Here is a 24119-nt window from a genome sequence, read left to right as displayed (position 1 = left end):
TCGGGCAAATCGGCGGGAGATCCGGGCTTCCTGCCCCGACCTCCCGCCATGTTCCGCTCAGGCGGAGAAGGCGAGCAGCTTGATCGCGTCGAAATCCTGCATGCCGCCGCCGACGCGCTTGGTCGTGTAGAACAGCACGTAGGGCTTGGCCGAATAGGGATCGCGCAGGATGCGCACCCCGGTCCGGTCGACCACCAGATAGCCGCGCCGGAAGTCGCCGAAGGCGATCGCCGGCGCGTCGGTGGCGATGTCGGGCATGTCCTCGGCCTCGGTCACCGGGAAGCTCATCAGGGTCGCCGGAGCGCCGAGCGATGCCGGCGGCTGCCACAGGTAGTTGCCGTCGCCGTCCTTCATCTTGCGCACCGCCCCTTGGGTGCGACGGTTCATGACAAAGCGGGCGTTCTGCCGGTAGCCCGCCTTCAGCGCGTAGACCAGGTCGATCAGAACGTCGCCGGGAGCGGCGGCCGGGAACGCCCCGTCGACGCCGGTCGCCACATGGCCGAGACTGCCCCAGCTCCAGGAGGCCTCCGCCACGCTCGGATAATCGAGGAAGCCACGCGGCCGGTTGACGCCGTCGCCATTGACGAAGGCAGCGCCCTCCTGCTCGGCGAAGGCCAGTTCCACCTCCTCGGCGATCCAGGCGTCGACATCGACCGCCGCGTCGTCGAGCAGCGAGGCGGTCGCCGCCGGCATGGCGTAGAGCTCCATCGTCGGGAAGGAGAGTTCGGCGAGCGTCGGCGAGCCGGTCTCGGGCCGCGCCGCCGTTTCCGCCACCCAGCCCGATTGCGGGCCGGCGATCGAGAACGGCTTCTTGAAGACGCTGGCCGAGACCTGCCGGTTGCCGGCGATGGCACGGATCGGCGAGACGCTCGCCATGCGGCGCAGGATGCCGGCCTCCGTCTCCTCCGGCACCAGATAGCCGCCATCGGGATCGGAGCCGACGGACAGCGCCTTCTGCTCCAGCACCCGCAAGCCGTCCTCGCGGCCCTTGCGCATATAGGCCAGGAAAGCGGACTTGTGCTCGTCCGGCGCCCCGCTCGCCTTCTCCCCGCCCTCGCCGCGCGGCGGCCGCGCCGCCTTCAGCGCCAGCGTGTCGAGACGCTGCTGCTGGCGGTCGAGCGCGGCATCGATGCGGGCGAGCTTGTCGCCCGTCAGCGCATCGGCCGTCCCGCGCGTCTCGATCTCGGCCAACCGCTCGTCATTGACCTCGCGAAAGGCGGTGAAGGCGGCGCGCATCTCGTCGAGTTCGCGCCGCGTCGCCTCGTCCCCGGTCACCGCCTTGGTCTCGGGCGCCTGCAGGGCGGTGGCCGGTGCCGGCCGGCTGTTGCTGTCACTCATGGTCGAATGCTCCGTTCTCGGATGGTCGGTTGCAAAAGGGAAGTTCGGTTCAAGCGTGCAGCGGCGACGGTCCGCCGCCGCCGGCTGCGGCACCGCCGGGCCGCGCGTCGAGGCGCGCCAGCGGATGCAGCGGGAAGGTCACCAGCGACACTTCCCAGAGATCGATGTCGTGGATCCGGCGGATGCCGGTTGCCGGGTCGCGGCGGGCCGAGCGGGTGCGAAAGCCGATGGAGAGCCCGTCGAGCGCGCCGGCCCCGACCAGCGCCGCCGCGTCCCGTCCGGCCTGCGTGCCGGTGACGAGCCGGCCGCTCAGATGCAGGCCGCGCGCGTCTTCCCGCACGCTCTCCCACACGCCGATGGGCCGGGCCGGGTCGTGCTGCCAGAGGAAGCGGATGCCGTGCGCCCCGCGCTCCCTGATCGAGCGGCGAAAGGCGCCGCGCAGCACCAGGTCGAGCGCATCGTCCGGCGTGCCGAAAAGGCTCGCATAACCGGAGACGCGCGCGCCCGCTCCCGCGGCGGTTCGCATGCCCGCTGCCGGCCGCGCGCCCCCGTTCGCGCCCCCGCTCGCCCCCCCGTTCACCCCCGCGTTGGCCCCCGCGTTGGCCCCCGCATTGGCAATGGCGATCTGCACAACGCTCATGCGGGCACTCCCTCTTTGCCGGCCCGCCGGCGGATCGCGATGCGAAGCGACAGCGCGAAGCGGGCGAACACCGCCCGGTGCGCCCGCTTCACATGGGGAGCCGACTGACCGGGCGCGGACCGGAAGGATGCGGACGGGAACAACGCCGATGATGAGGGCGCGGACGGGCGGCACTCGGCCGCAATGGCGGCGCCCCGGCCGCCGCCCCCGGTTGCCGGGCAGCAGCCCGTCGACATGGATCGCGGGCGCGCGAAACCGCGCCCCGCATCACGGTGCGTCATCGTCTGGATCTCCCTTTTGGTGATTTTCCGTTGCCGTGAGCGGCGAAGACGCCACCCCACGCTCAGGTCGTTACCCCGGCTCCGGCGGGCCAGGTTCACGGCCTGCCCCGCGCTCAGGCCGTCACCCCACAACAGCGAGGCCGGCTCTCAGCCGCGCCCCACTCTCGGCCGTCACCCCGGGCAAGGCGAAGCCGCGACCCGGGGCCCATTCGTTCCCAGAGCAGCGGCAACAAGGCCTCGGCGACAGAGCGCTGTTCCGACCCGCTGCTGCCGGCGGGCTCGACGCCTGCCGCGACTGATCGAAGCCGTCATGCCTGCTGGGGTTGCCAATGGATCCCCGCTCGGAGGCGGGGATGACACCGGAGAGGGTGGCAAGCACCGTTCTGCGCCTCTTTCCCTCAAGGGGACAGAAGAGACGCGCCCCCCGCCCCTAATCCTCGCCGATCATCCGGTTGAGCCGGGCGATGGCGTCGACGAAATCGTCGAAGCGGCGGTTCGAGCGGACCATCTCGCGCAAGGACCAGACAAGCAGGCTCGATGCGGAGCTGGCCCACAGGAACAGCACCAGATGGGCAAGGTCGCCGCGCCCGCCGATATAGGCGGCAAGCGGATCCATCACCCCTCTCCCGCCCGCGCGGCGTCCGCCCCCGTACCGCCCTCCGGCTCCGGCCCGTAGCCGACGGCGACGCGCTTTTCCGCAAGGCTCAGGAAGGAGGCCTGCTCGATGCGCTCCCACAGCGCGCCGCGTTCGGGCGCCAGCGCCTCGATCCGGTCGGCATCGGGCGCGAGCCTCAGGCCCCGCGTGTCCGCCGGTGCCAGGAAGCGGGCCAGCGCCTCGCCGACGCGGCCGGCGAGCGGCAGTACGGTCTGGCGCCAGAACGCCCGGTTGGCCTCCTGGTAGTTGGCATAGGTGTTGTCGCCGGGGATCGCCAGCAGCATCGGCGGCACGCCGAAGGCGAGCGCGATCTCGCGCGCCGCCTGGTTCTTCGCCGCGATGAAATCCATGTCGCGCGGGGTGAAGCCCATCGGCTTCCAGTCGAGCCCGCCTTCCAGCAGCAAGGGCCGTCCGGCATTGCGCGGCCCCTGGTAGCCGTCCTCCAGCTCCTTCTTCAGCCGCTCGAACTGCTCGTCGGAGAGATTGCCCGCCTCCGCCCCGCCATAGACCAGCGCGCCGGAGGGCCGCGCGGCATTGTCGAGCAGCGCCTTGTTCCAGGCCCCGGCGGCATTGTGCAGGTCGAGGCTGACCTGCGCCGCCTCGATCGGGGCGAAGCCGTAATGGTCGTTGAGCGGATGGAAGATCTTCAGGTGCAGCACGCCCGGACGGCCGTCGCGGGCGTCCGCCGCGATCCGCACCGTGCGTCCGGCGACCGTATAGTCGAACCCCTCCGGCCAGCCGTCGCGGCCCGGCACCACGCGCACCCGGTCGGGCCTCAGCGCATGCAGTTCGCGCGGCGCGCCGTCGATGTCGACGCGCTCCAGATAGGCATTGCCGGCGACCAGCAGATGGCCGTAGACCTCCTCCATCAGCGCCGTGCCGGAGAGCATCGCGTTGGGCCGCGCCAGCAGCGCCAGCAGCGGGTGCTCGTCAACCTCCCGCTCCCCGTCATAGAGCACCATCGGCACGCTGGCGGCGGCTTCCGCGACCATCCTGACCGCCCGGTGCACGACCGGGTTCCGCGCGTATCCCTCCCGCGCCAGCGCCGCGTAGTCGCGCGGCGTCCACACCGGGCGGCCGGCATGGGCAAGCGCCACGAGCGGCCCCGTGCGCGAGGCCTTCGCTTCGGCGGGCGCGCGAAGAAACGCGTCAAACATGCTGCGCAAGCCCATGATATGACTTTCCTTTCCGGTGCAACTTGAGAAAACGATTCCGCCACCTGAGACGCTGATTCAGGTTTCTGCGAGACTGATTCAAAAGCGGTTTCGAGGAGGCTCAGATGCTGCGCAGGCGCGGCACGCCGCCCTTGGCCAGTGCCAGTTCGTGGAGCGCGTAGACGAGCGCATCCAGCCGGTCGGGCGAGCGTCCGCTCGACAGGCCTTCCGTGGTGAAGTCCGTCATCTCGTCCTCCAGCGCGGCGAAGTCGCCGACATGGCGCACCCGGCCCTGCTCGTAGAGCATGGCGACCGGCTCGGCCCGCAGCCACTTGCCGCGCCGTGCCCGCACCGGCTTCACCGGCGCGCCCGGATCGGCACCGGCGATGACCGCGCCGACCATGTCGCCGCCCTGGTTGACCTCGGCGACGAGGCAGTCGGCATCGAGGTCGCGCCACAGCGAGACCGCCGCCCTTGCCCAGCGCGAGGGGGTCGCCTGCTGCAGGCTCGCGTCGGCGATCACATGAACGATGCCCTTCGCGTCGATGCCGGCGGCGATGATCCCGCAGGCATCGGAACGGCGCGTCGCACTTGCCGGCGGATCGACGGCAACGACGATGCGCACCAGTTCGGGCGCCACCTCGACGCGGATCCCGTCCAGCCCCTCGCGCGACCACATGGCGCCCTCGCGGGCCCCCACCAGTTCGCCGTCGAGTTCCTGCCGGGCGAGCCGCGTGCCGTGGTAGCGGGCGCGGATCGCGGTGACGAAGCCCTTGGCCAGATGCGCCGCGTTCGCCTCGGTCGGGGCGGTGACGACACGCGTCGCCGGATCGGCGATCAGCCGTTTCAGGAGCGGGATCGGACGCGGCGTGGTGGTGACCAGCTGGCGCGGTCTTGTGCCGAGCCTCAGGCCGAATTGCAGCATGTCCCAGGTCTCCTGCGCATAGCGCCACTTGGCCAGTTCGTCGCACCAGGCGAGCGCGAATTGCGGCCCCCTCAGCGCGTCCGGGTCCTCGGAGGAAAACACCTGCGCCACCGCACCCGAGGGCCATTCCAGCCGCCGCCGGGACGGCAGCCATTGCGGTCGTTCATGGCGCGGATGCACCGCCATCAGCCCGGAGACGCCCTCCACCATCACCTCGCGCGCATCCATCTGCGTCTCGCCGACCAGCGCGATGCGCAAGGGCTCGGCGGTACCAAGGCTTCGCCGCGCGGCCCGCTCCACCGCGCCGCGCAGCCATTCGGCCCCGGCCCGGGTCTTGCCCGCGCCGCGTCCACCCATCAAAAGCCATGTGCGCCAGTCGCCGTCGGGCTCGCTCTGGTGGTCATGCGCCCACAATTCCCAGTCATGGCGCAGGAAGGCGAGTTCGGCCGGACCGAGGCCGGCCAGGAACTGCGGCAACAGGTGCTTCCCGGCACAGACGCTCAAGGCGCTTCTCAAGGTCCCGCCTGAGGGCATCGGCATCCCTTTCCGCTCCGTCGTCGTCGGTCGAAAGTCCGCTGCGCAGCTCGATCAGGATGTCGAGCGTCTTGGCCAGGCTGCCAAGCGTCCTTGCGTTGCGCTCCACCGCGGCCGCGTCCAGGGCGGATGCCATGCCATCATTGCCCGCCTCGTCCTGGAACTGGGCTTCCACCGCGCGGACCTGCGCCTCGAAGGCGGCGATCAGCCGCGCCACCATGCGGGCAAGGCCGCGTGTGTCGCCGCTTTCCATCAGCGCGCGCAACTGTTCCTGACGCACCCAACCCTCGGCCCGAACGCGCCGCTCGACCGTTGCCCGCGTCACGCCGAAGCGCTCGGCAAGCTCGGCGGACCCCCGCCCCTCGTCCTCGTAGAGATGCCGCGCCTGGCGCCAGACCTCGGGTGCGAGACGCAGGTGCTGCTTGCGGGCGGGACCCGGTCCGGGCGCGGCCGCGCCTTGTCCGTCCGGTTCCTGTCTGGTCCCGCTCATGCAACTCTCCCTGTCGGTGGTTTCCCCGGCCGCAGTCGGTGCGCCCCCGCCTCCCGCGCCGACGCGGACGCACCCCGCCCTTCCGGTTGCCCCTCGGACCCGGTCATGCAGCTCTCCCTGGTCGGTGAATTCTTGCGTGGCAGGCGGTTGCCCGCGAGACCGTCGCCCGCCATGCGCTCGGGCCTTCTGCCTCCCGCCGGGGAAAGCGCGAGGCGCATCCCCTTGCTCGGGGCGCCCTGCTTCGAAGCCGCCGCTGTTACGCAGGTCCCGGCCTCCTCCTCGGCTGTCACCCCCGGCTTGACCGGGGGCCCATTGGCAACCCCGGCGACTGTGACCGTCCCCGACGGTCGCGGCAGGCGCGTCCCGTGTCTGCGGGCCGAAGCGGCCTCCGCGTTCCCACCGCCGCTGCTCTGGAAACGAATGGGCCCCCGGTCGCGGCTTCGCCTTGCCGGGGGTGACGGCCTGAGGGTGGTGTGAGCGCGGAGCGCCGGGTCAAGGCCGAGGACGGACGGCCTGAAGGGCGGCGGGTGCCCCGACCTCGCCTTCTTCTCGGACGTCATCCCGGCCGGAGCGAAGCGGAGAGCCGGGATCCATTGGCAACCCCGGCAGGGCGATGTTCCTTTGCGGATACGGCAGGTGTGGTGACGTTCTTCTCTGCCACAGGACAGGACCGATACGCGGACGCCGTGATCCCATCGCTTCCGCTCTGACAACGAACAGGTCCCCGCTCCCCGCGCCGCCGGCCGGCTTGCAAGCCTCGCCTCTCGCACCCCTCTCCCCCCTTGAGGGGGAGATGTCCCCGGCAGGGGACAGAGGGGGGGCAGAGAGGGGAGACAGAGGAGGGATGGTGACAGCCCCACGCCTCTGCATGACGAGGCCCAAGGCCCTCCAAACGCAAACGGCGGCCGGGCCTTTCGGTCCGCCGCCATCCTGAATTCGCTGCAGCCGCATTTCTGCGACCATGCCTGAACCCTACCTGACCAGCGTCGCGCTGTCAAGGATTATTTTCCTAGGCTCATATTCCTCACCCCGCCGGAAATCCCGGCGGGGCGCCTCTGTCCTTTCGCGGCAGGTAACCTCAGCCGGCGACCACCAGACGCCCGTCGAGATCGGCGCCCTGCGCCCGCGTCACCGTGCCCATCTCGCGGATCGCGGCGATCAGCTCGTTGCGATAGACGAGGCCGGTGTTCTCGAACGGCAGCTTGCGCAGGTCGGGCGTGGCGATCTCGCCGGCAACGCCGCCGCCGATGGGCTTGCCGTTCCAGGCTTCCGAGAAGGCGCCGAGCATCACATAGGTGTTGAAGGCAAAGCGGAAGCGCCGGTCGAGCACCTCCTCCACCGGCTGCCCGGCAAGCGTGATGTCGACGGCCTTCGCACCGGCCGCCGTCTCGCCCAGCTCCACCTTGTAGCGGATGCCGGAGGAGAAATGCAGCAACCCGCGCGAGACGAAGGCGGAAAGGTCCGCATCCGCCATCTCTTCCGGCCGCAGCAGGCGCCTGGCGTTGGAGGTCAGTATGTCGCGGATCTCGGCGCCCGTCATGGTCGCGATCTCGACCTGGTCGGCATAGGGCATGACGTCGAACCAGGAGCGGAAGCTGAGCGGTTCACCCGGCGCGATGCCCCGGGCCAGGCCCGTCGCGTTGAACAGCGAGAAGTCGACCGCCCCGCCGGGGAAGGTCGCCGACTGGCGCACCAGCGTGTCGTTCATGAAGTTGGCGAGCGCCGTCTCGCCGATATAGCGGGTCGCCTGGGTCTGTTCGGTCGACACCGGCGCGTCGGCGGCGACAGTGCCGATCACCTCGGCGAGCTTGTCGTCGAGCGCCGCGATCATCGGGGCCATCACCTCGGCCTCGAAACCGGCGTCATAGTCGCCGTCATGCTCGAGCGCGCCATACCCCTCGGCGCCCTCCGCCACCGTGTCGTCGCGCTTTTTCACCGGATGCAGCGCCACGCTGGAGAACCACTTGTCGCGCCCCTCGCCGGCGGCGATCGACATGGCGATCTCGCCGAGGAAGGCGCCATTGGCCTTGGCCTGGGTCAGCAGCACGCCGGAGACCATGTTGTCGGGATCGATGCCGTCGGTGTTGAGCTCGGTGTGCGAATGGCCGCCGATGATCACCACCGGCTTCGTCGCCAGCGGGCCGACCGCCTCGGCAATGGCGAAGTCGCCCTCGCCGATCTCGCGCAGCGCGCCCGCCTTGCCGGACTTGTGCATGCCCTTGCCGTAGCCGCAATGGGAGAGGATCACGACCACGTCGCAGACCGCTTCCACCGCCTTGTAGAGGTTCGCGGCCGCCTCGACCGGGCTTGCCACCCGCATGGCGGGATCGGCCTTGGTGCCGGTGCGGATGTCGATATTGGTGGTCAGGCCGATGACGCCGACGCGCAGGCGGTTCGCCTCGACGATGGCGGCGGCGACATAGTCGCGGTCGCGCGCCACATGGGCAGAGCCCGCCACATTGGCCGACAGCAGCGGGAAGGCGGCATCCCGCTCGATGCCGAGCTTCAGCTGGGCCGCGCCCCGGTCGAACTCGTGATTGCCGAGCACGGCGATGTCGACACCGGCGGCCGAGGCCGCGCGGTAACCCGCGTCGACCACGTATTCCGCCTCGGCCCAGCCCAGCAGCTCGTCGAAGATCGAGCCGGTGTGGTCATCGCCGCCCGACAGGAACAGGACCGTCTCGTTGGCGGCGGCGGCGGCGCGCGTTTCCTTCACGCGCTTGACCATCTGCGCCATGCGGTGCGTGTCGCCGCGCTTGGCGTGCATGTCCGTCATGTGGTTGTGCATGTCGTTGAAATGCATCAGCCGCAGCACGTGACGCTCGCCGTCGGCAAGCCGGCGCCCGGGCACCGGCGCGCCGTCCTGCGCCACGATGGTGGTCACCGGACCGGCCAGCGGATCGCCCTTCAGCAGGAAGATGCGCTCGGCCGCGCCGGCCGGGTTGGGACGGGCGGCGACCATCTGCAACTCGCCCGGCCCGGGCGTGGCATCGGCGCGGCGCACCAGCACCGGCGACAGGGCGGCCAGCGCGCCAAGGCTTGCGGCGGAAGACAGGAAATAACGACGGGTGAAGGATGTCATTGCGGACCTCTCGCGGAATGCGTGAGCCCGTCTCATTTCAAAGACACATCTCAGCCGTGTGACGCTTCTGTGTCCGCCCACAATCGCCAAGGCCTTGTGAACACTTTTAAATTCACGCTACGGAAAGTTGCCTGACGGCGCGGATCATCGCACCCGCTCCGTTCCTCCCTTGCCTCACAGGCCGTCATCCCGGCCGCAGGCGAAGCCGCGACCCGGGAGCCAATGGCAGCCCCGACCGGAGCAGGACGTAGGGCGCTTCCCTCTCCGCCGTCATCCCGGACTTGATCCGGGATCCACTGGCAACCTTGGCGGTTGCGAGGAACGCTCGACCGTTGCGGCAGGCCCGCAGCGCAATCGCCTCAGCCTCATCCCACTCGCTCTGGGAACGAATGGGCCCCCGCTCTGCGCTTCGCTCCGGCGGGGGTGACGGCCTGAGTGTGGGGTGGCAGTTGAGTGCCGGCCTTGCTGTTGGAGAGGACCGCTTGGGGTGGGGTGGCGGCTGATCGTCGACCCTCGCCTCCTCTCCGCCGTCATCCCGGACTTGATCCGGGATCCATTGGCAACCCCGGCGGTTGTGAAGAACGCTCGGCGGTCGCGGCAAACCTCTGGCTCTCCAACGCCAACCGGGTTGAGCCGGCACGCGGCCTCCACGCTTGTTCCACCACAGCTCTGGCAACGAATAGACCCCGGGTCGCGCGATGCTTGCCCGGGGTGACGGCCCGAGGGTGGGGCTCCGGCTGCGGTCGAGCCCTGACCTGACCCCGATCACCGACGGGAACGCAAACCGCATCCCGTCTCGCGCGCACTCACCGCCGCTCGACGAACCCCGCCTGCACCTTCTCCTCCATCGGGTTCTCGCCCGGCCAGTCGACGAGGAAATTCTCGTAGTCCTCCAGCGGAACGCCATCCTCGGGGAAGGTCTTTCCCCGCGCCGAGATGCCGGCGGCATGCACCGTGCCCGGATCGCCGGAGACAAGCGGGTGCCACCAGTAGAGGTCCCGCCCCTCGCCCACCAGGCGGTAGCCGCAGGTCGGCGGCAGCCAGGTCAGGTCCGGCACGGTCTCGGGCGTCAGCGGCAGGCAGTCGGGCACCTTCTCCAGCCGGTTCTCGTAGTCGCCGCAGCGGCAGGTGCCGGCATCGAACAGCGTGCAGGCGAGCGAGGTCCAGGCGATCTCGCCCGTGTCCCAGTCCTCCAGCTTGTTGAGGCAGCAGCGGCCGCAGCCGTCGCACAGCGATTCCCACTCGCCGTCGGTGAGCCCGGTCAGCCCCTTGCGCTTCCAGAACGGCGCCTCGACGCTTTCTTGCGCGCCGCCCGCTGCCTTGTCGATCATCTCAGGGTCCATCGCTCTTTCCCGGGGCGCTGTGCTGTCACTTGTTGAAAGGCCCGACGGATCGGGAGTAAAACGAGGGGCGCGCTGCCCGAGGGGTTCCCGGCCTTGCGGACGCGGCGGCGCGCGTGCGAATGTCCGCAAGTATTTTCCGGCCCGCGGGATTTTCCGGAAAGTCGTCCGGCCGACCGGCCGGTGCCGCCCGTCCCCGCGGGACATTCCGGCGCCGACAGTTACGGCCATAACAGAACGGACGGTCAAGGTGAACCAGCGATCCGGCGATCCGGACAGGCAGCCAGGCGCTCACGCCGGCGGCGAGGCAGGCAGGCAGGCAGGCGAAAATCCCGCCGGCGGTGGTCCCGCGCCTGGCATGCGTCGTCCGCTGGGCACGCGGGTGCGGGCCGGCCTCCTGTCGGCCGATGCCTGGGTCGACACCGCGATCTGGCGGCTGTTCTCCTCGCTGCGCTCCGGCGTCGAGGGCTATTCGGCCTGGCTCAGGCGCTTCCGGGCGCGGGGCGCCGGCCGGGTCGCGGCCGAGCTTGCCTCCGACGGCGTCACCTTCGGCCTGCTCGGGCTGATCGTGCTCCTGACGCTCGCCCAGGACGCCTTCCAGCAGACGGAACGGGCCGACTGGCGCACCACGGAGGATTTTTCCGTCACCTTCCTCGACCGGTTCGGCAACGAGATCGGCAAGCGCGGCATCCTGCTCAACGACACGGTGCCGCTGGAGGAGATCCCCGACCACCTGATCAAGGCGGCGCTGGCGACCGAGGACCGGCGCTTCTTCTATCATTTCGGCATCGACGTGATGGGCACCTTCCGCGCCATGATGGAGAACGTGCGCGCCCGCACCGTCGTGCAGGGCGGCTCGTCGATCACCCAGCAGCTGGCCAAGAACCTGTTCCTGTCGAACGAGCGCACGCTGGAGCGCAAGATCAACGAGGCCTTCCTCGCCCTGTGGCTGGAGATGAACCTGTCCAAGCGCGAGATCCTCAAGCTCTATCTCGACCGCGCCTACATGGGCGGCGGCACCTTCGGCGTCGCGGCCGCGTCCGAGTTCTATTTCGGCAAGAACGTGCGCGAGCTCAGCCTCGCCGAGGCGGCGATGCTGGCGGGCCTGTTCAAGGCGCCGAGCAAATACGCCCCCCATATCAACCTGCCGGCGGCGCGCGCGCGCGCCAACGAGGTGCTGACCAACATGGTCCAGGCCGGGTTCATGACCGAGGGCCAGGTGATCGGCGCAAGGCGCAATCCGGCGGTCGCCATCGACCGCAGCAAGGACCGCTCGCCCGACCATTTCCTCGACTACGCCTTCGAACAGGTAAAGGAACTGGCACGCACCCGGCCCGAGCTTGCCAATGACCGTATCGTCACGGTGCGCACCTCGCTCGACCCCGGCCTGCAGCGGCAGGCCGAGCGCGCCGTGCTCGACAACCTGCGCCAGCACGGGCCGCGCTACCACGTCGAGGAGGGCGCCGTCGTCGTCGTCGTGCCGGAGACGGGGGCCGTGCGCGCCATGGTCGGCGGCAAGGACTATGGCGAGAGCCAGTTCAACCGCGCCGTCACCGCCATCCGCCAGCCGGGTTCCTCGTTCAAGCCCTTCGTCTACATCACCGCCTTCATGAACGGCTATTCGCCGGCCTCGGTGGTGCCCGACGCGCCGATCTCCATCGGCGGCTGGAGCCCGCGCAACTATTCGCGCGGCTATGCCGGGCCGGTGACGCTGAAGACCGCGCTGACCAAGTCGATCAACACCATCCCCGTGCGCCTTGCCCAGGCGATCGGCCGCGACAAGATCGTCGCCTACGCCCATGCAATGGGCATCACCACCGAATTGCTGATCACCCGGCCGCTGCCGCTCGGCGTCGCCGAGGTGACCGTGATCGACATGGCCGCCTCCTATGCGAGCTTTGCCAGCGGCGGGCTCAAGGTGACACCGACCGCGATCCTGGAGGTTCGCAACTCCTCCGGCGAGGCGATCTACGAGCACGCCATCAGCCGCATCCCGCCCGAACGCATCTTCCCGGAAGAGAAGGCCGGCGAGATGAACGAGGTGCTGGTCAACGTGGTGGAAAACGGCACCGGCCGGCGCGCCCGCGTCGAGGGTGTCACCGCCGCCGGCAAGACCGGCACCACGCAGGCCTATCGCGACGGCTGGTTCGTCGGCTACACCGGCAACTATGCCGCCGCCGTCTGGTTCGGCAATGACGACTTCACCTCCACCGCGCGGATGACGGGCGGCAGCATTCCGGCGATGACCTGGCAGGCAATCATGGAATATGCGCACAAGGGCATCGAGTTGCGGCCGCTGCCTGGCGTCGACCGGCCGCCGCGCGCGCCCGACGAGGTGCCGGTTGCCGGCATCGGCGCCGACCGGCCAAGGCTCCTGCGCGAGCAGTCCATCGCCGTGCTGGAAGAGATCGGCGCCCGGCTGGACGCCATCGGCAAGCGGGTCGAGGCTCCGACAGGCGCCAGCGGGGAGCCGGTCGCCCAGTGACGACATCAGTGACGATACCGGTGACGATACCCGCCTCCCAGTCCGGACGAACCGCGAGCCGTTTTCGCGGTTCCGGCATGCGCGGCTCCCGCCTTCGCGCCGCGCTCCCGGTCAACCCGGAAGCCGACGGGCAGATGCCCGACCGCCTGCCCGCCATCCTGCGTCCCCGGCAACGGACATTCGCGCTCGACCTCGCCCTCGTGCTGGCGATCGCCGTCTCCATCGGCTTCCTCAGCGCCTATTTCGCGGTCGAGCGCGGCCCCGCCTTCGGCACGCTCAATCTCGGCGTCTGGGAGGCGCGGCCCAGCCAGGGCACCCGCGAGGCAGATCCCTATTCCGCCGCCACCCACGCGCGCACCGGCCGCGTGCCGCTGGCCGATGGCGAGGGTCTCGTCTTCCTGGCGCGCAACGATTCCTCCGGCGCGCTCCTGTCGCCCGCCTGCGACTATGTCATTGCCGGGCAGGCCGCCCCGGCCCGGCTGTGGACGCTGGTGCCGCTCGATGCCGGGTTGCGGCTGGTGGAAACGCAGGGCCCGCGCACCGGCCTCGACAGCCGCCACCTGCTGCGCCGTCCCGACGGCGAGTTCACCGTCACCGCCGCCGCCCGGGCACGGCCGGGCAACTGGCTGCCCACAGCCGCCGATGCCGCCGGTCTCGTCTTCGCGCTGCGCCTCTACGACACGCCGCTGACCACGGGCACGGGCGTTGCCAACGTACCGATGCCCTCGATTTTCCGGGGGGACTGCCGGTGAGCGCCCGCTCCGCCCGCGGCGGTCTCTGGCGCGAGGTCCTCGACGGCACCCTGCCCGTTCGCGCCGCGATGGTCCTCCTCGCCGGACTTTTCCTCGGCGGCATCGTTCACGTCGTCACGGTGCTCGGCGTGCCCGCGCATGTGCCCCAGACGGCCTATGCGCGCATCGCCGCCTTCGGCCCGGACGGCGTCTTCAACCGGCTGCCGGCTGTCGTGCCCGGCGCCGAGCCGCTGCCGATGCTCGACCCGACGATGCTGCATGCCGCCTGCCGCTTCGATCTTGGCCGGGGACCGCTGAAGATCGAGGCGGCACTGCCGCCGCCCTTCTGGTCCTTCGCCCTGTTCAACGCGCGCGGCCAGGCGATCTACAGCCTCAACGACCGCACCTCCGGCAGCGGCGGCCGGCTCGACGTGCTGGTGATCACCACCGAGCAGCTCAGCGTGCTGCGCGAGAACCCGCCGGAAGGGCTCGAGGACCTGATCGTCATCGAGACCGACGAGACCATGGGCTACGCGCTGCTGCGCGCCTTCGACGGCGAGCCCCTGCGCCGCGACATCGTCGAGGCAGCCCTTGCCGAGGCCCGTTGCACGGTGCTCGCGCAGCAATGATCCGGGCTTCCGGCTCCCACGCAAACGAAAAGCGAGACCCATGACAGCCAGCGGCGAAACCCCGAGCCAGGCGCTTGATGACCGCGTCCTGCGCGCCACCCGCAAGGCCATAGCCGTTCTGCGGCCGCATCTGGACGCCCATTTCTCGCTGCGCCTGTGGGACGGCTCGGTGGAACCGCTCGGCGGCAACGTGGTCCCCGGCCTGATGCTGGAGATCAATGCGCCCGGCGTGCTGCCCTCGCTGCTGCGCCGCCCCTCGCTCGACCGGCTGATCCGCCACTACGCGCATGGCCATATCGACATTTCCGGCGGCACCATCATCGATATCGGCATGCCCTTCGCCACCGACCGCGCCGCGCGCCGGCGGATGCGCAAGGTCGGCAAGCTGGCGCTGGCGAAGGCCGCCCTGCCGCTCCTCGTCGCGCCGGCCATCTCGCCGGACGAGACCCGCGGCTTCGGCGGCGCGTCCGACGGGCGGACCCGCAAGGGGGCAGCCGACAACAAGCGCTTCATCGGCTTCCACTACGATGTCGGCAACGACTTCTACGACCTCTTCCTCGACCCGGAGATGCAGTACTCCTGCGCCTATTTCCCCTCCGAAGAGGCCTCGCTGGAAGACGCACAGACCGCCAAGCTGGAAATGACCTGCCGGCGGCTGCGGTTGACGCCGGGCGAGACGCTGCTCGACATCGGCTGCGGCTGGGGCGGACTGCTCTGCCATGCAGTGCGTCATCACGGGGTGCGCGGCCACGGCGTCACCCTGTCGGAGGAGCAACTCGCCTTCGCCCGGGCCAAGGCCGAGCGTCTCGGCATTTCCGACCAGGTCACCTTCGAGCTGAAGGACTACCGCGACCTCGACGGCCGCTTCGACAAGATCGTCTCGGTCGGCATGTACGAGCATATCGGCCTCGACAACATCCCCGCCTATTTCGGCAAGGTGCAGGGCCTCCTCGCCGAGGGCGGGCTGTTCCTCAATCACGCGATCTCGCGGCGCTCCAAGAAGCGGCAGCGCCGGCTCGTCACCCGCCCCGAACAGCGGGCGCTGCAGAAATACATCTTCCCCGGCGGCGAGCTCGACGATATCGGCCACACCGTCGCCGAGATGGAGCGGGCCGGCTTCGAGGTGCAGGACGTGGAGAACTGGCGCCAGCACTACGAGCGCACCACGCGGGTCTGGTGCGAGCGGCTGACCGCGCGCCGCACCGAGGCCGAGGCGCTCGCCGGACCGGAGCTCTACCGGCTCTGGGTCGCGTATCTGGGCGGCTGCGCCCTCACCTTCCATCGCGGCTCGGCGCGCATCTACCAGGTGCTGTGCGGCAAGTCGGCCAAGGGCCTGCCCGCCATTCCGCTGACCCGCGCCGACCTCTACCGCTGAGGCGCGCCGCCCGCCTCTTCCGCGATCCAGAGCCGGAAGGCGCGCATGGCCGGCGTTTCCTCGCGCGATTTCAGCCAGGTCAGCCAGTAGGCCCCGATCGACACCTCGGTGTCGAAGGGCCTGACGACGCGCCCCTCGCCGATCTCCCTGGAGAACATGGCAACGGGCACGAGGGCGATGCCGTCGCCGCGCGCCGCCGTCTCGACCAGCGCGCGGGAGGAATCGAACATGAAGCCGCGCGCCGGCAGCGGCTCCATGCCGGCGGCGCGAAACCACACGGCCCACTCGTCCTGGCGGTAGGAGCGCAGCAGTTCCTCCCGCGAAAGGTCCCCCGGGTGCATTAGCCGGGCCGCGACATCCGGCGCACAGACCGGCGCGAACGGCGCTTCCATCAGGCGGACCGCATCGGTCGCGTGCCAGGCGCCGTCGCCGAAGCGGATGAAGACGTCGAGCCCGTCGAGCAGCATGTCGGCGCGGTTGTTGTTGGTCTTGAGGCGCAGGTCGACATGGGGGTGGCGCTCCCGGAACCCGTTCAGGCGCGGCAGCAGCCAGCCGATGGCGAAGGTGCCGACAACGCCGACGGTCAGGATCTCGCGAAAGTTTCCCTGCTCGAACTGGCTGAGCGTCGCGCTCATGCGGCGAAACGCATCCGTCAGGACCGGCAGCAGCGCGTGCGCCTCGTCGGTCAGCGCCAGGCCGCGCGGCAGGCGCTTGAAAAGGGTCAGGCCGAGGGTCTCCTCCAGCGCCTTCACCTGATGGCTGATCGCCGTCTGCGTCACCCTGAGTTCCAGCCCCGCGCGGGTGAAGCTGCCGAGCCGGGCCGAGGCCTCGAAGGCCCGCAATGCGTTGAGCGGCAGTTGGGAAACGTCCATCGGTTCGGCTCCTAAAGGCCAATATTTTCTCATGTCTACGCCGAGAATTGATCGTTTGGCGAGGGCTCAATGCATCCGCATAGTCGCGTCCGAGGGTTGGGGAGACCGACGCAATGGTTCTCGTGACCGGCGGATGCCGGGCGGAACCGCACCCATACGGAGACGAAGATCATGCTGAACTTGTCACGCCGGCAGGCGCTTGCCGGCTCGCTGCTGCTTGCCCCTGCGGTCACCGCCACGCTGAACAGCTCACCCGCCTTCGCAGGTTCTGCCGGCAAGGCGGACATCGAGGGCCGACTCGCGGCGCTGGAGCGCAAGACCGGCGGCCGCCTCGGCATCGCCATTCACGACGTTGCCAGCGGCACGACTTATGGCAACCGGGCGGACGAACGTTTCCTGATGGCCAGCACGTTCAAGCTGATGGTAGCCGCCTTCATTCTCGCCCGGGTTGACCGGAAGCAAGAGCAATTGGAGCGCCGTATCCCTTTCACCAAACGCGATCTCGTATCCTGGTCGCCGGGCACGGAAAAGCATGCCGGCGGACCTGGTCTCACCGTGGCGGAGCTCTGCGAGGCGACAATGACCATGTCCGACAACACCGCCGCCAACCTGTTGCTGAAGAGCTTCGGTGGCCCGGCGGCGCTGACCGGCTTCGCCCGCTCGCTCGGCGACGACATCACCCGCCACGACCGCACGGAGCCCGCGCTCAATGCCCTTGACGGTCCGGACGACCAGCACGACACGACAACGCCGGCGGCAATGGTCGGAACACTGCGCAAACTGCTGTTCGGCGATGCGCTGTCGCGCCGCTCGCGCGACCGGCTGACGGCCTGGATGATCACCAACGAGACCGGTGACGAAAGGCTGCGGGCCGGCTTTCCGTCCGACTGGCTGGTCGGAGACAAGACAGGCACCAGCCGCAGTGGCGCTGCCAACGATATCGGCGTCGCCTGGCCGAACGGTCGCGCTCCGCTCCTCGTCACTGCCTATTGCGAGATGCCGGCGGCAAAGCCGGAAGCCCGCAACGCGGCAATTGCCGAGATCGCCCGCATCGCGGCGACGGTCTGAGATCTGCGGGCGGGGCCGGTCTCGTCAGGGACCGGGCGGCCGGACCGTCACGCGACCCCCGCGATGCCCCCGCCCCCGCTCTGCAAACGAATAGGCCCCCGGTCAAGCCGGGGGTGACCGCCTGAGGGCGGGGTGACGCCGAGAACTGACAGAACGCGGGAGGGTAAGGCGGCGGTGTCATCCGGCGCTTCGCGTGATGTGCAGGCGCGCGGCGCATCCCCTCCGGCGCTTCGCGTGATGTGCACGCGCCCGGACACCCCCTCCTGCGCGCTCCTTCAGCGCGACCGGCAACACGCCGACCCTTGCCCCCCACTCAGGCGTCATCCCCGCCCCCGAGCGGGGATCCATTGGCAACCCCGGCAAGGGCGACGGCTCCCGCCGGTTGCGGCAGAACGAAGACGCGGGCTTCTGTAATCCCGCCCGTCGCCGGACATTTCTTCAATGCATGGCGGGCGGGCGGGGCTACACGATGGTCCCCGACCCGGAATGCAGGACAGGAGACGCGCCATGGCCGTCAGACGCATCGTTGCCAATATCGCCGTCGCGGAGACCGCCACCTCGCAGGCGTTCTACCGCGAGATCCTCGAACTGGAACCGGTGATGGACCATGGCTGGTTCGTCACGCTGGCGGCGACCACGCAAAGCCCGGCCCGGCCGCAGATCGGCATCGCCACCGAGGGCGGTTCGGGCACGCCGGTGCCGGATCTTTCCATCGAGGTCGACGATCTCAGTGCGGTGCTGGAGCGGGTCGAACGGGCCGGCCTTGTGCCCGAATACGGCCCCGCCATTGAGCCCTGGGGCGTGCGCCGCTTCTTCCTGCGCGACCCGAACGGCCGGCTGCTCAACATCCTGGAACATGCGGGGGAGACGTGAGCCATTGGCAACCCCGGCGAGCGTGACGGCCCCGCCGGTTGCGTCAGGCAAGCAAGCCCTCCTGCCCGCCATCTCAGTACAATGCCGGGCAATCCGTTCACCGCCGAATCCACGCTGTTTGCTGTCGCCGGCCTTCGTGCATCCTCACATGCAGTTGCGCCAGTACCTGGCCGGCATGGCTTTTCTTTGCTGCGATAAATCGGATGAGTTCGGCTTCATATGTGCGAGGAACAGCATCCATCACCGACGCACGTCGCCGAACGACCGTCCACCAGTCTGCGAGCGCGCGAGGAAGCCCGGTCTCCAACTTGGCGTCCGACGCAGCGTCGAGCGCGGGGAAATACCGAAACAATGTGGCAAACACCGCGTCGACAAGCCCGAACGCCTCACCGGCGAAATATGGTCTTGGCCGAAAACGCTCGTCGACTATCTTCAGGCGTTCCGCCAGTTCAGTCATCGAGGTCGAGAGAGCGGACGCGCCGGCGTCGCGATAGATGATGCGGGCGACGATACTCAGCAGGCCGTCCGCGTAGCCCATCCAGGCTTCGTGGCGGGCTCGCGCCAAAGGATCGCCCGGCATCAGGCCGCCGCCTGAAATCCGGTCCAGATAGCACGCGATAACGCCCGACTCGAACAACCAGTCGTCAGGCCCGACCCGAAAGACCGGAACCTGACGGCCCGGTGAAATGTCCTGGAGCCAGAATGGCTTGTTGTCCAGGTCGATATCGGTCCGCTCAAAGGCGATGCCTTTTTCCCGCATCACGATGACGACCCGTTGCACGTAAGGGCACAGTCGGTGCCCGACAATCTTGTAGGGCACCGACATCGCTTAGCCAGTCATGCAATGGATGTTGAGCTTGTTGCCATCCGGGTCGCGGAAATACGCGGCATAAAATCCCTCTGCGCGAAGCCCCGGCTTGCCCTCATCCGTGCCGCCCAGTTCCAGCGCCTTGGCGTGCACACGATCGACCTGTGCCTGACCGGCGGCCGCAAGCGCGATCATGACGCCATTGCCGACCGAGTAGGTCTTTCCGTTTTCGGGGATGTGAATTGAAAACGCCGGACCGCCATTTTCGCTCGCCCAGACGATGAAATCGTCCATATGCATGATCTGCTTCGCGCCGAACTCCGCCAGGAGAGCATCGTAGAAGCGTTCCGAGCGGACCATATCGGCCGTGCCGAGCGATGTGTACCCAATCATGTCGAACTCCGTCGTTGGGATTCTTGAGATGAGGAGATCGTATTTTGTTGCAAATTTTGCGGAAATAGACATTTTTGTAACCGTATCTTTCAATAATGAAATGGACCCAGCTTGGATTGGAACCTTGTTAAAGTGTTTCTCGCGGTCTGTGAGACTGGTTCCCAGGTCCAGGCCGCCAAGCGCATCGGGCTGAGCCATGCGACGGTCTTCCGGCACATTTCGGCGCTGGAAGAGCAAACGGGAACGCGACTGTTCGAACGCGTCAAAGGCCGCTTTGTGCTGACGGACGCCGGCGACGAAATGCGTGAGATCGGTCTCGGCATCGCTCAATCTTTCGAGGCGATCGATCGGCGCGTTTCCGGCCGGGATGCAAGCGCCGAAGGGATTGTCCGCCTCACCGCGCCGCGCAGCTTTTCCGACGCCGTCCTGCCGCACTATCTGGCGGACTTCTGTGACGCACATCCGAACATCCAGGTGGAGCTCTTGGTTTCCAACCAGGAGATGAACATGTCGGACCGGAGCGCGGATATCGCCTTGCGGGTCGCCCAAAGCCCGCCGGATCATCTTTGGGGCCGGCGCGTTCTCAGCATCGACTGGGCAGTCTACGCCGCCCCGTCTTACCTGAAATCCACGCCGCCGCTGAATGGAGCGGACGAATTGGCAGGGCACAGATTGATCGCACCTGCGGGGCAGTTGCTGCGCCATCCGACTTTTCGTACAGCCCTGGGTCAGAAGCAGCCTTTGACCACGATAAAATGCGACGACCTCACCACGATGGCGTGCCTGGCGGCAAGAGGTTGCGGCGTTGCACTGCTGCCTGACGATTTACAGCGGCCGGATTTGAAGCGATGTTTCACTTATCCTGCAGCGACTGTGAACACGCTCTGGATTCTCACCCATCCCGACTTGCGCAGCGTGCGCCGAATATCGCTGCTAATGGGATTTCTCGCAAATGCCTTCAATCACGATCCCCGTTGGAATGGCGTGACGGCACATGGACGCCGTACCGGCAAAGCATGATCATAGTGCAGTAAGGCAATCGTCCCATCTTCATCCCCTCCCGCCCGTCCCCGCCCGCGCCGCGAAACACCCTGTCCAAGAGCCAAGCCCGATGACGAGCCAGCAAGGCGCCGTGCGCCCGTTCGACGTGACCAGCCGCAGCGTGCTTGCCATCGCCGTGCCGATGACGCTCGCCTATCTGTCGACACCGCTGCTCGGCCTCGTCGACACGGCGGTGATCGGCCAGCTCGGCGATGCGGCCCTGCTCGGCGGCATCGCGCTTGGCGGCGTGCTCTTCGATCTCGTCTTCACCAGCTTCAACTTCCTGCGCTCGGGCACCACCGGGCTGACCGCGCAGGCGGTCGGCGCGGGCGAAGGCGAGGAGGAGCGCGCCGTGCTGTTCCGCGCCGGGCTGCTGGCGCTGGGGCTGGGGCTTGCCGTCATCGTGCTGCAGCAGCCGTTCCTGGCCGGCGGGCTGTGGCTGATGGGCGGCAGCACCGAGGTACAGGCGGCGACCGCCACCTATTTCGCCGTGCGCACCCTGTCGGCACCGCTGGCGCTGGCCAACTACGCCTTTCTCGGCTGGTTCATCGGGCGTGGACAGGCGATGACCGCGCTTGGCCTGCAGACCGGGCTGAACGGCGTCAACATCGCGCTCTCCATCCTCTTCGTGCTGCATTTCGAGTGGGGCGTTGCGGGCGTTGCCGCCGCCACCGTCCTTTCCGAGGCGCTGGCCGCCCTTGCCGGCGCGATGCTCGCGGCCCGCGCGCTGAAGGGCAAGCCCTGGCCCTCGCGCGCGCTCATTTTCGACAAGGCCCGGTTCCGGCGGATGATGGCGCTCAACGGCGACATATTGATCCGCTCCTTCGCGCTGATCCTGGCCTTCGCGTTCTTCGTCTCGCGCTCGGCCGCACAAGGCGACACGGTGCTCGCCGCCAATGCGGTGCTGGAAAAGTTCTTCATGGTGGCGAGCTTCTTCCTCGACGGGCTGGCGACCGCCGCCGAACAGCTCGCCGGCCGGGCCGTCGGCGCGCGCTACCGCCCGGCCTTCGACCACTCGCTGAAGCTCAGCCTCGTGTGGGGATACGCGCTTGCGGGAGGGGTGGCGCTGGTGCTGACGACCGCCGGCCCGAGCCTGATCCACGCCATGACGACGGCGGAGGACGTGCGGGCCGTCGCCATCCTCTACCTGCCCTGGGCGGCGGCGACGCCGCTTTTCGGCGTGCTCGCCTTCCAGATGGACGGGGTCTTCATCGGCGCCACATGGTCGCGCGACATGCGCAACATGATGCTGGTGTCGCTCGTCCTGTTCCTGGCCGTCTACCACATCGCGTTTCCGGCGATGGGCAATCACGGGCTGTGGCTCGCCTTCACGATCTTCCTCGCCGCGCGCGGCTTCTCGCTCCTGGCGATCACCGGCCGGCGGGCGCGGGAGACCTTTCCGGCAGAGCCGGCCTGACAGGCCCGAACCGGCGCCCCACTACCTGAGGCAGTCGAGGATCTCCGCCTCGCCGACAAGGCCGACGGGCATGTCGCCGTCGCACACCAGAACCGGCACCGCCACGCCGCGCTTCAGGGCGATCACCTCGCGCACCGGCGTCTTCGGCGCGCAGCGCGGGCAGTCGTCGAGGCCGGACGGCGTCCCCTCCTCCATCGGCCGCATGATGTCGCGGGCGCGCAGCACGCCGAGCGGGTTCATGTGGGCGACGAACTCGCTGACATAGTCATTGGCGGGCTTGCGCACGATCTGCTGCGGGGTGCCGACCTGGATCACCCGGCCGCCCTCCATGATGGCGATGCGCGAGCCGATCTTGGCCGCCTCGTCGAGGTCGTGGCTGACGAAGATGATGGTCTTGTCGAGCTTCTCCTGCAGCGCCAGCAGTTCGTCCTGCAGATGGCCGCGAATGAGCGGGTCGAGCGCCGAGAACGGCTCGTCCATCAAAAGGATCGGCGCCTCGGTGGCAAAGGCGCGGGCGAGCCCGACGCGCTGCTGCATGCCGCCGGACAGCTCGTGCACGTATTTGTCGCCCCACTGGCCGAGGCTGACGAGATCGAGCTGGGCGTCGACCTTCTCGCGGCGCTCGCGCACCGGCATCCCGGCAAGCTCCAGCCCGAAGCCGACATTCTCGCGCACCGTGCGCCAGGGCAGCAGCGCGAAGTTCTGGAACACCATGGCGATGCGGCCGCGGCGCAGCGCCCGCAACTCCTCGGGCGAACAGCTCGTCGGGTTGACCATGGCCTCGCCGTCGCGCACCAGCACCTCGCCGCGGGTGATGCGGTTGAGGCCGTTGACGGCGCGCAGCAGCGTCGACTTGCCGGAGCCGGAAAGCCCCATCAGCACGATCAGCTCGCCCTCGTTGATATCGAGGCTTGCACCGGCGACACCGAGGATCTGGCCGGTCTCCTCCTGGATCTCGGCGCGGGTCCGGCCGGCATCGACCAGCGGCAGCGCGCTTTCCGGACGCTCGCCGAAGACGATGTCCACATCCTTGAACGTGACGATCGGAGCACTCATTGCGTCTTGCCTCCGTTCTCGTCCTTGCGGAAGAAGCGGTCGAGCACGATGGCGACCAGCACGATGGCGATGCCGACCTCGAAACCGCGGGCGATGTTGACCGTGTTGAGGGCACGCAAGGTCGGCACGCCGAGACCGTCGGCACCGACCAGCGCGGCGATCACCACCATCGACAGCGACAGCATGATGGTCTGGGTCAGGCCGGCCATGATCTGCGGCAGCGCGTAGGGAAGCTCGACCTTCCACAGGAGCTGCGATTTCGTCGCGCCGAAGGCCTCGCCCGCCTCGATCAGCTGGCGGGGCGTGGAGGAAACGCCGAGCTGGGTCAGGCGGATCGGCGCGGGAATGGCGAAGATCACCGTTGCGATCAGGCCCGGCACCATGCCGAGGCCGAACAGGATCAGCGCCGGAATGAGATAGACGAAGGTCGGGATCGTCTGCATCAGGTCGAGAACGGGACGCATCGCGGCGTAGAGCCTCGGCCGATGGGCGGCGGCGACGCCGAGCGGCACGCCGATCAGCATGCACACGGTGGCCGCGGCGATGACCAGCGACAGGGTCTCGGTCGTCTCTTCCCAGTACCCCTGGTTGATGATGAGAAGCAGGCTCGCGGCGACGAAACCCGCGAAGGAGAGTTTGCGCCGCACCACCCAGGCAAGGGCGGTGGCAATGACCACGGCGGTCAGCGGGTCGGGCGCCTGGAGCAGCCACAGGATGCCGGCGATCAGCGCGTCGAGCACGGCGGAAATGCCGTCGAACACCCAGTAGGCATTGTTGGTCAGCCAGTCGACCACGGCTTTCGCCCAGGGGCCTATCGGCAGCTTGTTGTCAGTCAGCCAGTCGGTCAGCCAGTCCACGCGTCGCCCCGCCGTTTCGCTGTGTTCCTCGGGAAACCGTCACCTCGTGACGAGTGGCCCGCGCCGGAAGAACCC

21 protein-coding genes are annotated in these 24119 nt (G+C 68.7%); 8 read left to right on the top strand and 13 right to left on the bottom strand.

Features of this window, described 5'->3' with window-relative positions:
• Positions 1–57: 57 nt before the first annotated feature.
• From ACQY46_RS11470 to ACQY46_RS11435, 8 genes are all read right to left on the bottom strand, one after another.
• On the bottom strand, positions 58–1338 hold the full coding sequence (locus ACQY46_RS11470; RefSeq protein ID WP_428700364.1) for a phage major capsid protein: 1281 nt from the start codon (positions 1336–1338) through the stop codon (positions 58–60).
• A 49-nt stretch (positions 1339–1387) separates the two neighbouring features.
• The gene (locus tag ACQY46_RS11465; protein ID WP_428700363.1) at positions 1388–1978 is read right to left on the bottom strand and encodes an HK97 family phage prohead protease; all 591 of its coding nucleotides are present in this window, start codon (positions 1976–1978) and stop codon (positions 1388–1390) included.
• Between the two features lie 711 nt (positions 1979–2689).
• Positions 2690–2875, bottom strand: coding sequence for a hypothetical protein (locus tag ACQY46_RS11460; protein WP_428700362.1), 186 nt, complete (start codon positions 2873–2875; stop codon positions 2690–2692).
• Positions 2875–4086 (bottom strand): phage portal protein, encoded by a 1212-nt coding sequence (locus ACQY46_RS11455; RefSeq protein ID WP_428700361.1) that lies wholly within the window; start codon positions 4084–4086, stop codon positions 2875–2877. The genes ACQY46_RS11460 and ACQY46_RS11455 overlap by 1 nt, the downstream gene beginning before the upstream one ends.
• Positions 4087–4189: 103 nt before the next feature.
• Positions 4190–5470, bottom strand: a complete 1281-nt coding sequence (locus ACQY46_RS11450) for a DNA-packaging protein (protein WP_428700360.1) — start codon at positions 5468–5470, stop codon at positions 4190–4192.
• Positions 5415–6017, bottom strand: a complete 603-nt coding sequence (locus ACQY46_RS11445; protein ID WP_428700359.1) for a hypothetical protein — start codon at positions 6015–6017, stop codon at positions 5415–5417. The genes ACQY46_RS11450 and ACQY46_RS11445 overlap by 56 nt, the downstream gene beginning before the upstream one ends.
• Before the next feature lie 1078 nt (positions 6018–7095).
• Positions 7096–9099, bottom strand: a complete 2004-nt coding sequence (locus ACQY46_RS11440; RefSeq protein WP_428700358.1) for a bifunctional metallophosphatase/5'-nucleotidase — start codon at positions 9097–9099, stop codon at positions 7096–7098.
• Between the two features lie 806 nt (positions 9100–9905).
• Positions 9906–10442 (bottom strand): YcgN family cysteine cluster protein, encoded by a 537-nt coding sequence (locus tag ACQY46_RS11435; protein ID WP_428700357.1) that lies wholly within the window; start codon positions 10440–10442, stop codon positions 9906–9908.
• Between the two features lie 355 nt (positions 10443–10797).
• Here ACQY46_RS11435 and ACQY46_RS11430 point away from each other — a divergent pair, with 355 nt between their 5' ends.
• The 4 genes from ACQY46_RS11430 to ACQY46_RS11415 are packed head-to-tail and all read left to right on the top strand — an operon-like array spanning position 10798 to position 15659.
• Positions 10798–12924 carry a transglycosylase domain-containing protein gene (locus tag ACQY46_RS11430; RefSeq protein ID WP_428700356.1) on the top strand — a complete coding sequence of 709 codons (2127 nt, stop codon included), beginning with the start codon at positions 10798–10800 and terminating at the stop codon, positions 12922–12924.
• Positions 12921–13676: a DUF1214 domain-containing protein gene (locus tag ACQY46_RS11425; protein WP_428700355.1), complete on the top strand. Its 756-nt coding sequence runs from the start codon at positions 12921–12923 to the stop codon at positions 13674–13676. Before ACQY46_RS11430 ends, ACQY46_RS11425 begins: the two co-directional genes overlap by 4 nt.
• Positions 13673–14284 (top strand): DUF1254 domain-containing protein, encoded by a 612-nt coding sequence (locus tag ACQY46_RS11420; RefSeq protein WP_428700354.1) that lies wholly within the window; start codon positions 13673–13675, stop codon positions 14282–14284. The genes ACQY46_RS11425 and ACQY46_RS11420 overlap by 4 nt, the downstream gene beginning before the upstream one ends.
• A 40-nt stretch (positions 14285–14324) precedes the next feature.
• Positions 14325–15659: a class I SAM-dependent methyltransferase gene (locus ACQY46_RS11415; RefSeq protein WP_428700353.1), complete on the top strand. Its 1335-nt coding sequence runs from the start codon at positions 14325–14327 to the stop codon at positions 15657–15659.
• On the opposite strand, the gene ACQY46_RS11410 is transcribed toward ACQY46_RS11415, so the two are convergent.
• Positions 15650–16531, bottom strand: coding sequence for a LysR family transcriptional regulator (locus ACQY46_RS11410; protein ID WP_428700352.1), 882 nt, complete (start codon positions 16529–16531; stop codon positions 15650–15652). The genes ACQY46_RS11415 and ACQY46_RS11410 overlap by 10 nt on opposite strands.
• Positions 16532–16702: 171 nt before the next feature.
• Here ACQY46_RS11410 and bla point away from each other — a divergent pair, with 171 nt between their 5' ends.
• Both bla and ACQY46_RS11400 read left to right on the top strand, forming a co-directional pair.
• Positions 16703–17599, top strand: coding sequence for a class A beta-lactamase (gene bla / locus ACQY46_RS11405; RefSeq protein ID WP_428700351.1), 897 nt, complete (start codon positions 16703–16705; stop codon positions 17597–17599).
• A gap of 507 nt (positions 17600–18106) precedes the next feature.
• Complete coding sequence (locus ACQY46_RS11400; protein WP_428700350.1) at positions 18107–18472, top strand: VOC family protein; 366 nt, start codon at positions 18107–18109, stop codon at positions 18470–18472.
• 97 nt (positions 18473–18569) lie between these two features.
• Here ACQY46_RS11400 and ACQY46_RS11395 read toward each other — a convergent pair whose 3' ends face one another.
• A complete protein-coding gene (locus ACQY46_RS11395; RefSeq protein ID WP_428700349.1) occupies positions 18570–19298 on the bottom strand; it encodes a glutathione S-transferase family protein in 729 nt (242 codons plus the stop codon).
• Between the two features lie 3 nt (positions 19299–19301).
• The gene (locus ACQY46_RS11390) at positions 19302–19745 is read right to left on the bottom strand and encodes a VOC family protein (protein ID WP_428700348.1); all 444 of its coding nucleotides are present in this window, start codon (positions 19743–19745) and stop codon (positions 19302–19304) included.
• 39 nt (positions 19746–19784) lie between these two features.
• On the opposite strand from ACQY46_RS11390, the gene ACQY46_RS11385 reads away from it, so the two are divergent.
• Positions 19785–20693 (top strand): LysR family transcriptional regulator, encoded by a 909-nt coding sequence (locus tag ACQY46_RS11385; RefSeq protein ID WP_428700347.1) that lies wholly within the window; start codon positions 19785–19787, stop codon positions 20691–20693.
• A 91-nt stretch (positions 20694–20784) separates the two neighbouring features.
• Positions 20785–22131: an MATE family efflux transporter gene (locus ACQY46_RS11380; protein WP_428700346.1), complete on the top strand. Its 1347-nt coding sequence runs from the start codon at positions 20785–20787 to the stop codon at positions 22129–22131.
• A gap of 21 nt (positions 22132–22152) precedes the next feature.
• Here the strand turns inward: ACQY46_RS11380 and choV are convergent, their stop codons facing one another.
• On the bottom strand, positions 22153–23187 hold the full coding sequence (gene choV / locus ACQY46_RS11375; RefSeq protein ID WP_428700345.1) for a choline ABC transporter ATP-binding protein: 1035 nt from the start codon (positions 23185–23187) through the stop codon (positions 22153–22155).
• Entirely contained in the window at positions 23184–24035 is an 852-nt protein-coding gene (gene choW, locus ACQY46_RS11370) for a choline ABC transporter permease subunit (protein WP_428700474.1), read from the bottom strand. The genes choV and choW overlap by 4 nt, the downstream gene beginning before the upstream one ends.
• Between the last annotated feature and the right edge of the window lie 84 nt (positions 24036–24119).

This window comes from Stappia sp. (genome assembly GCF_965276915.1).
In the GTDB taxonomy this organism is placed as follows: domain Bacteria; phylum Pseudomonadota; class Alphaproteobacteria; order Rhizobiales; family Stappiaceae; genus Stappia.
The sequence above is the reverse complement of the archived record's forward strand: the minus strand, read 5'-3'. Positions and strand labels throughout refer to the sequence as shown.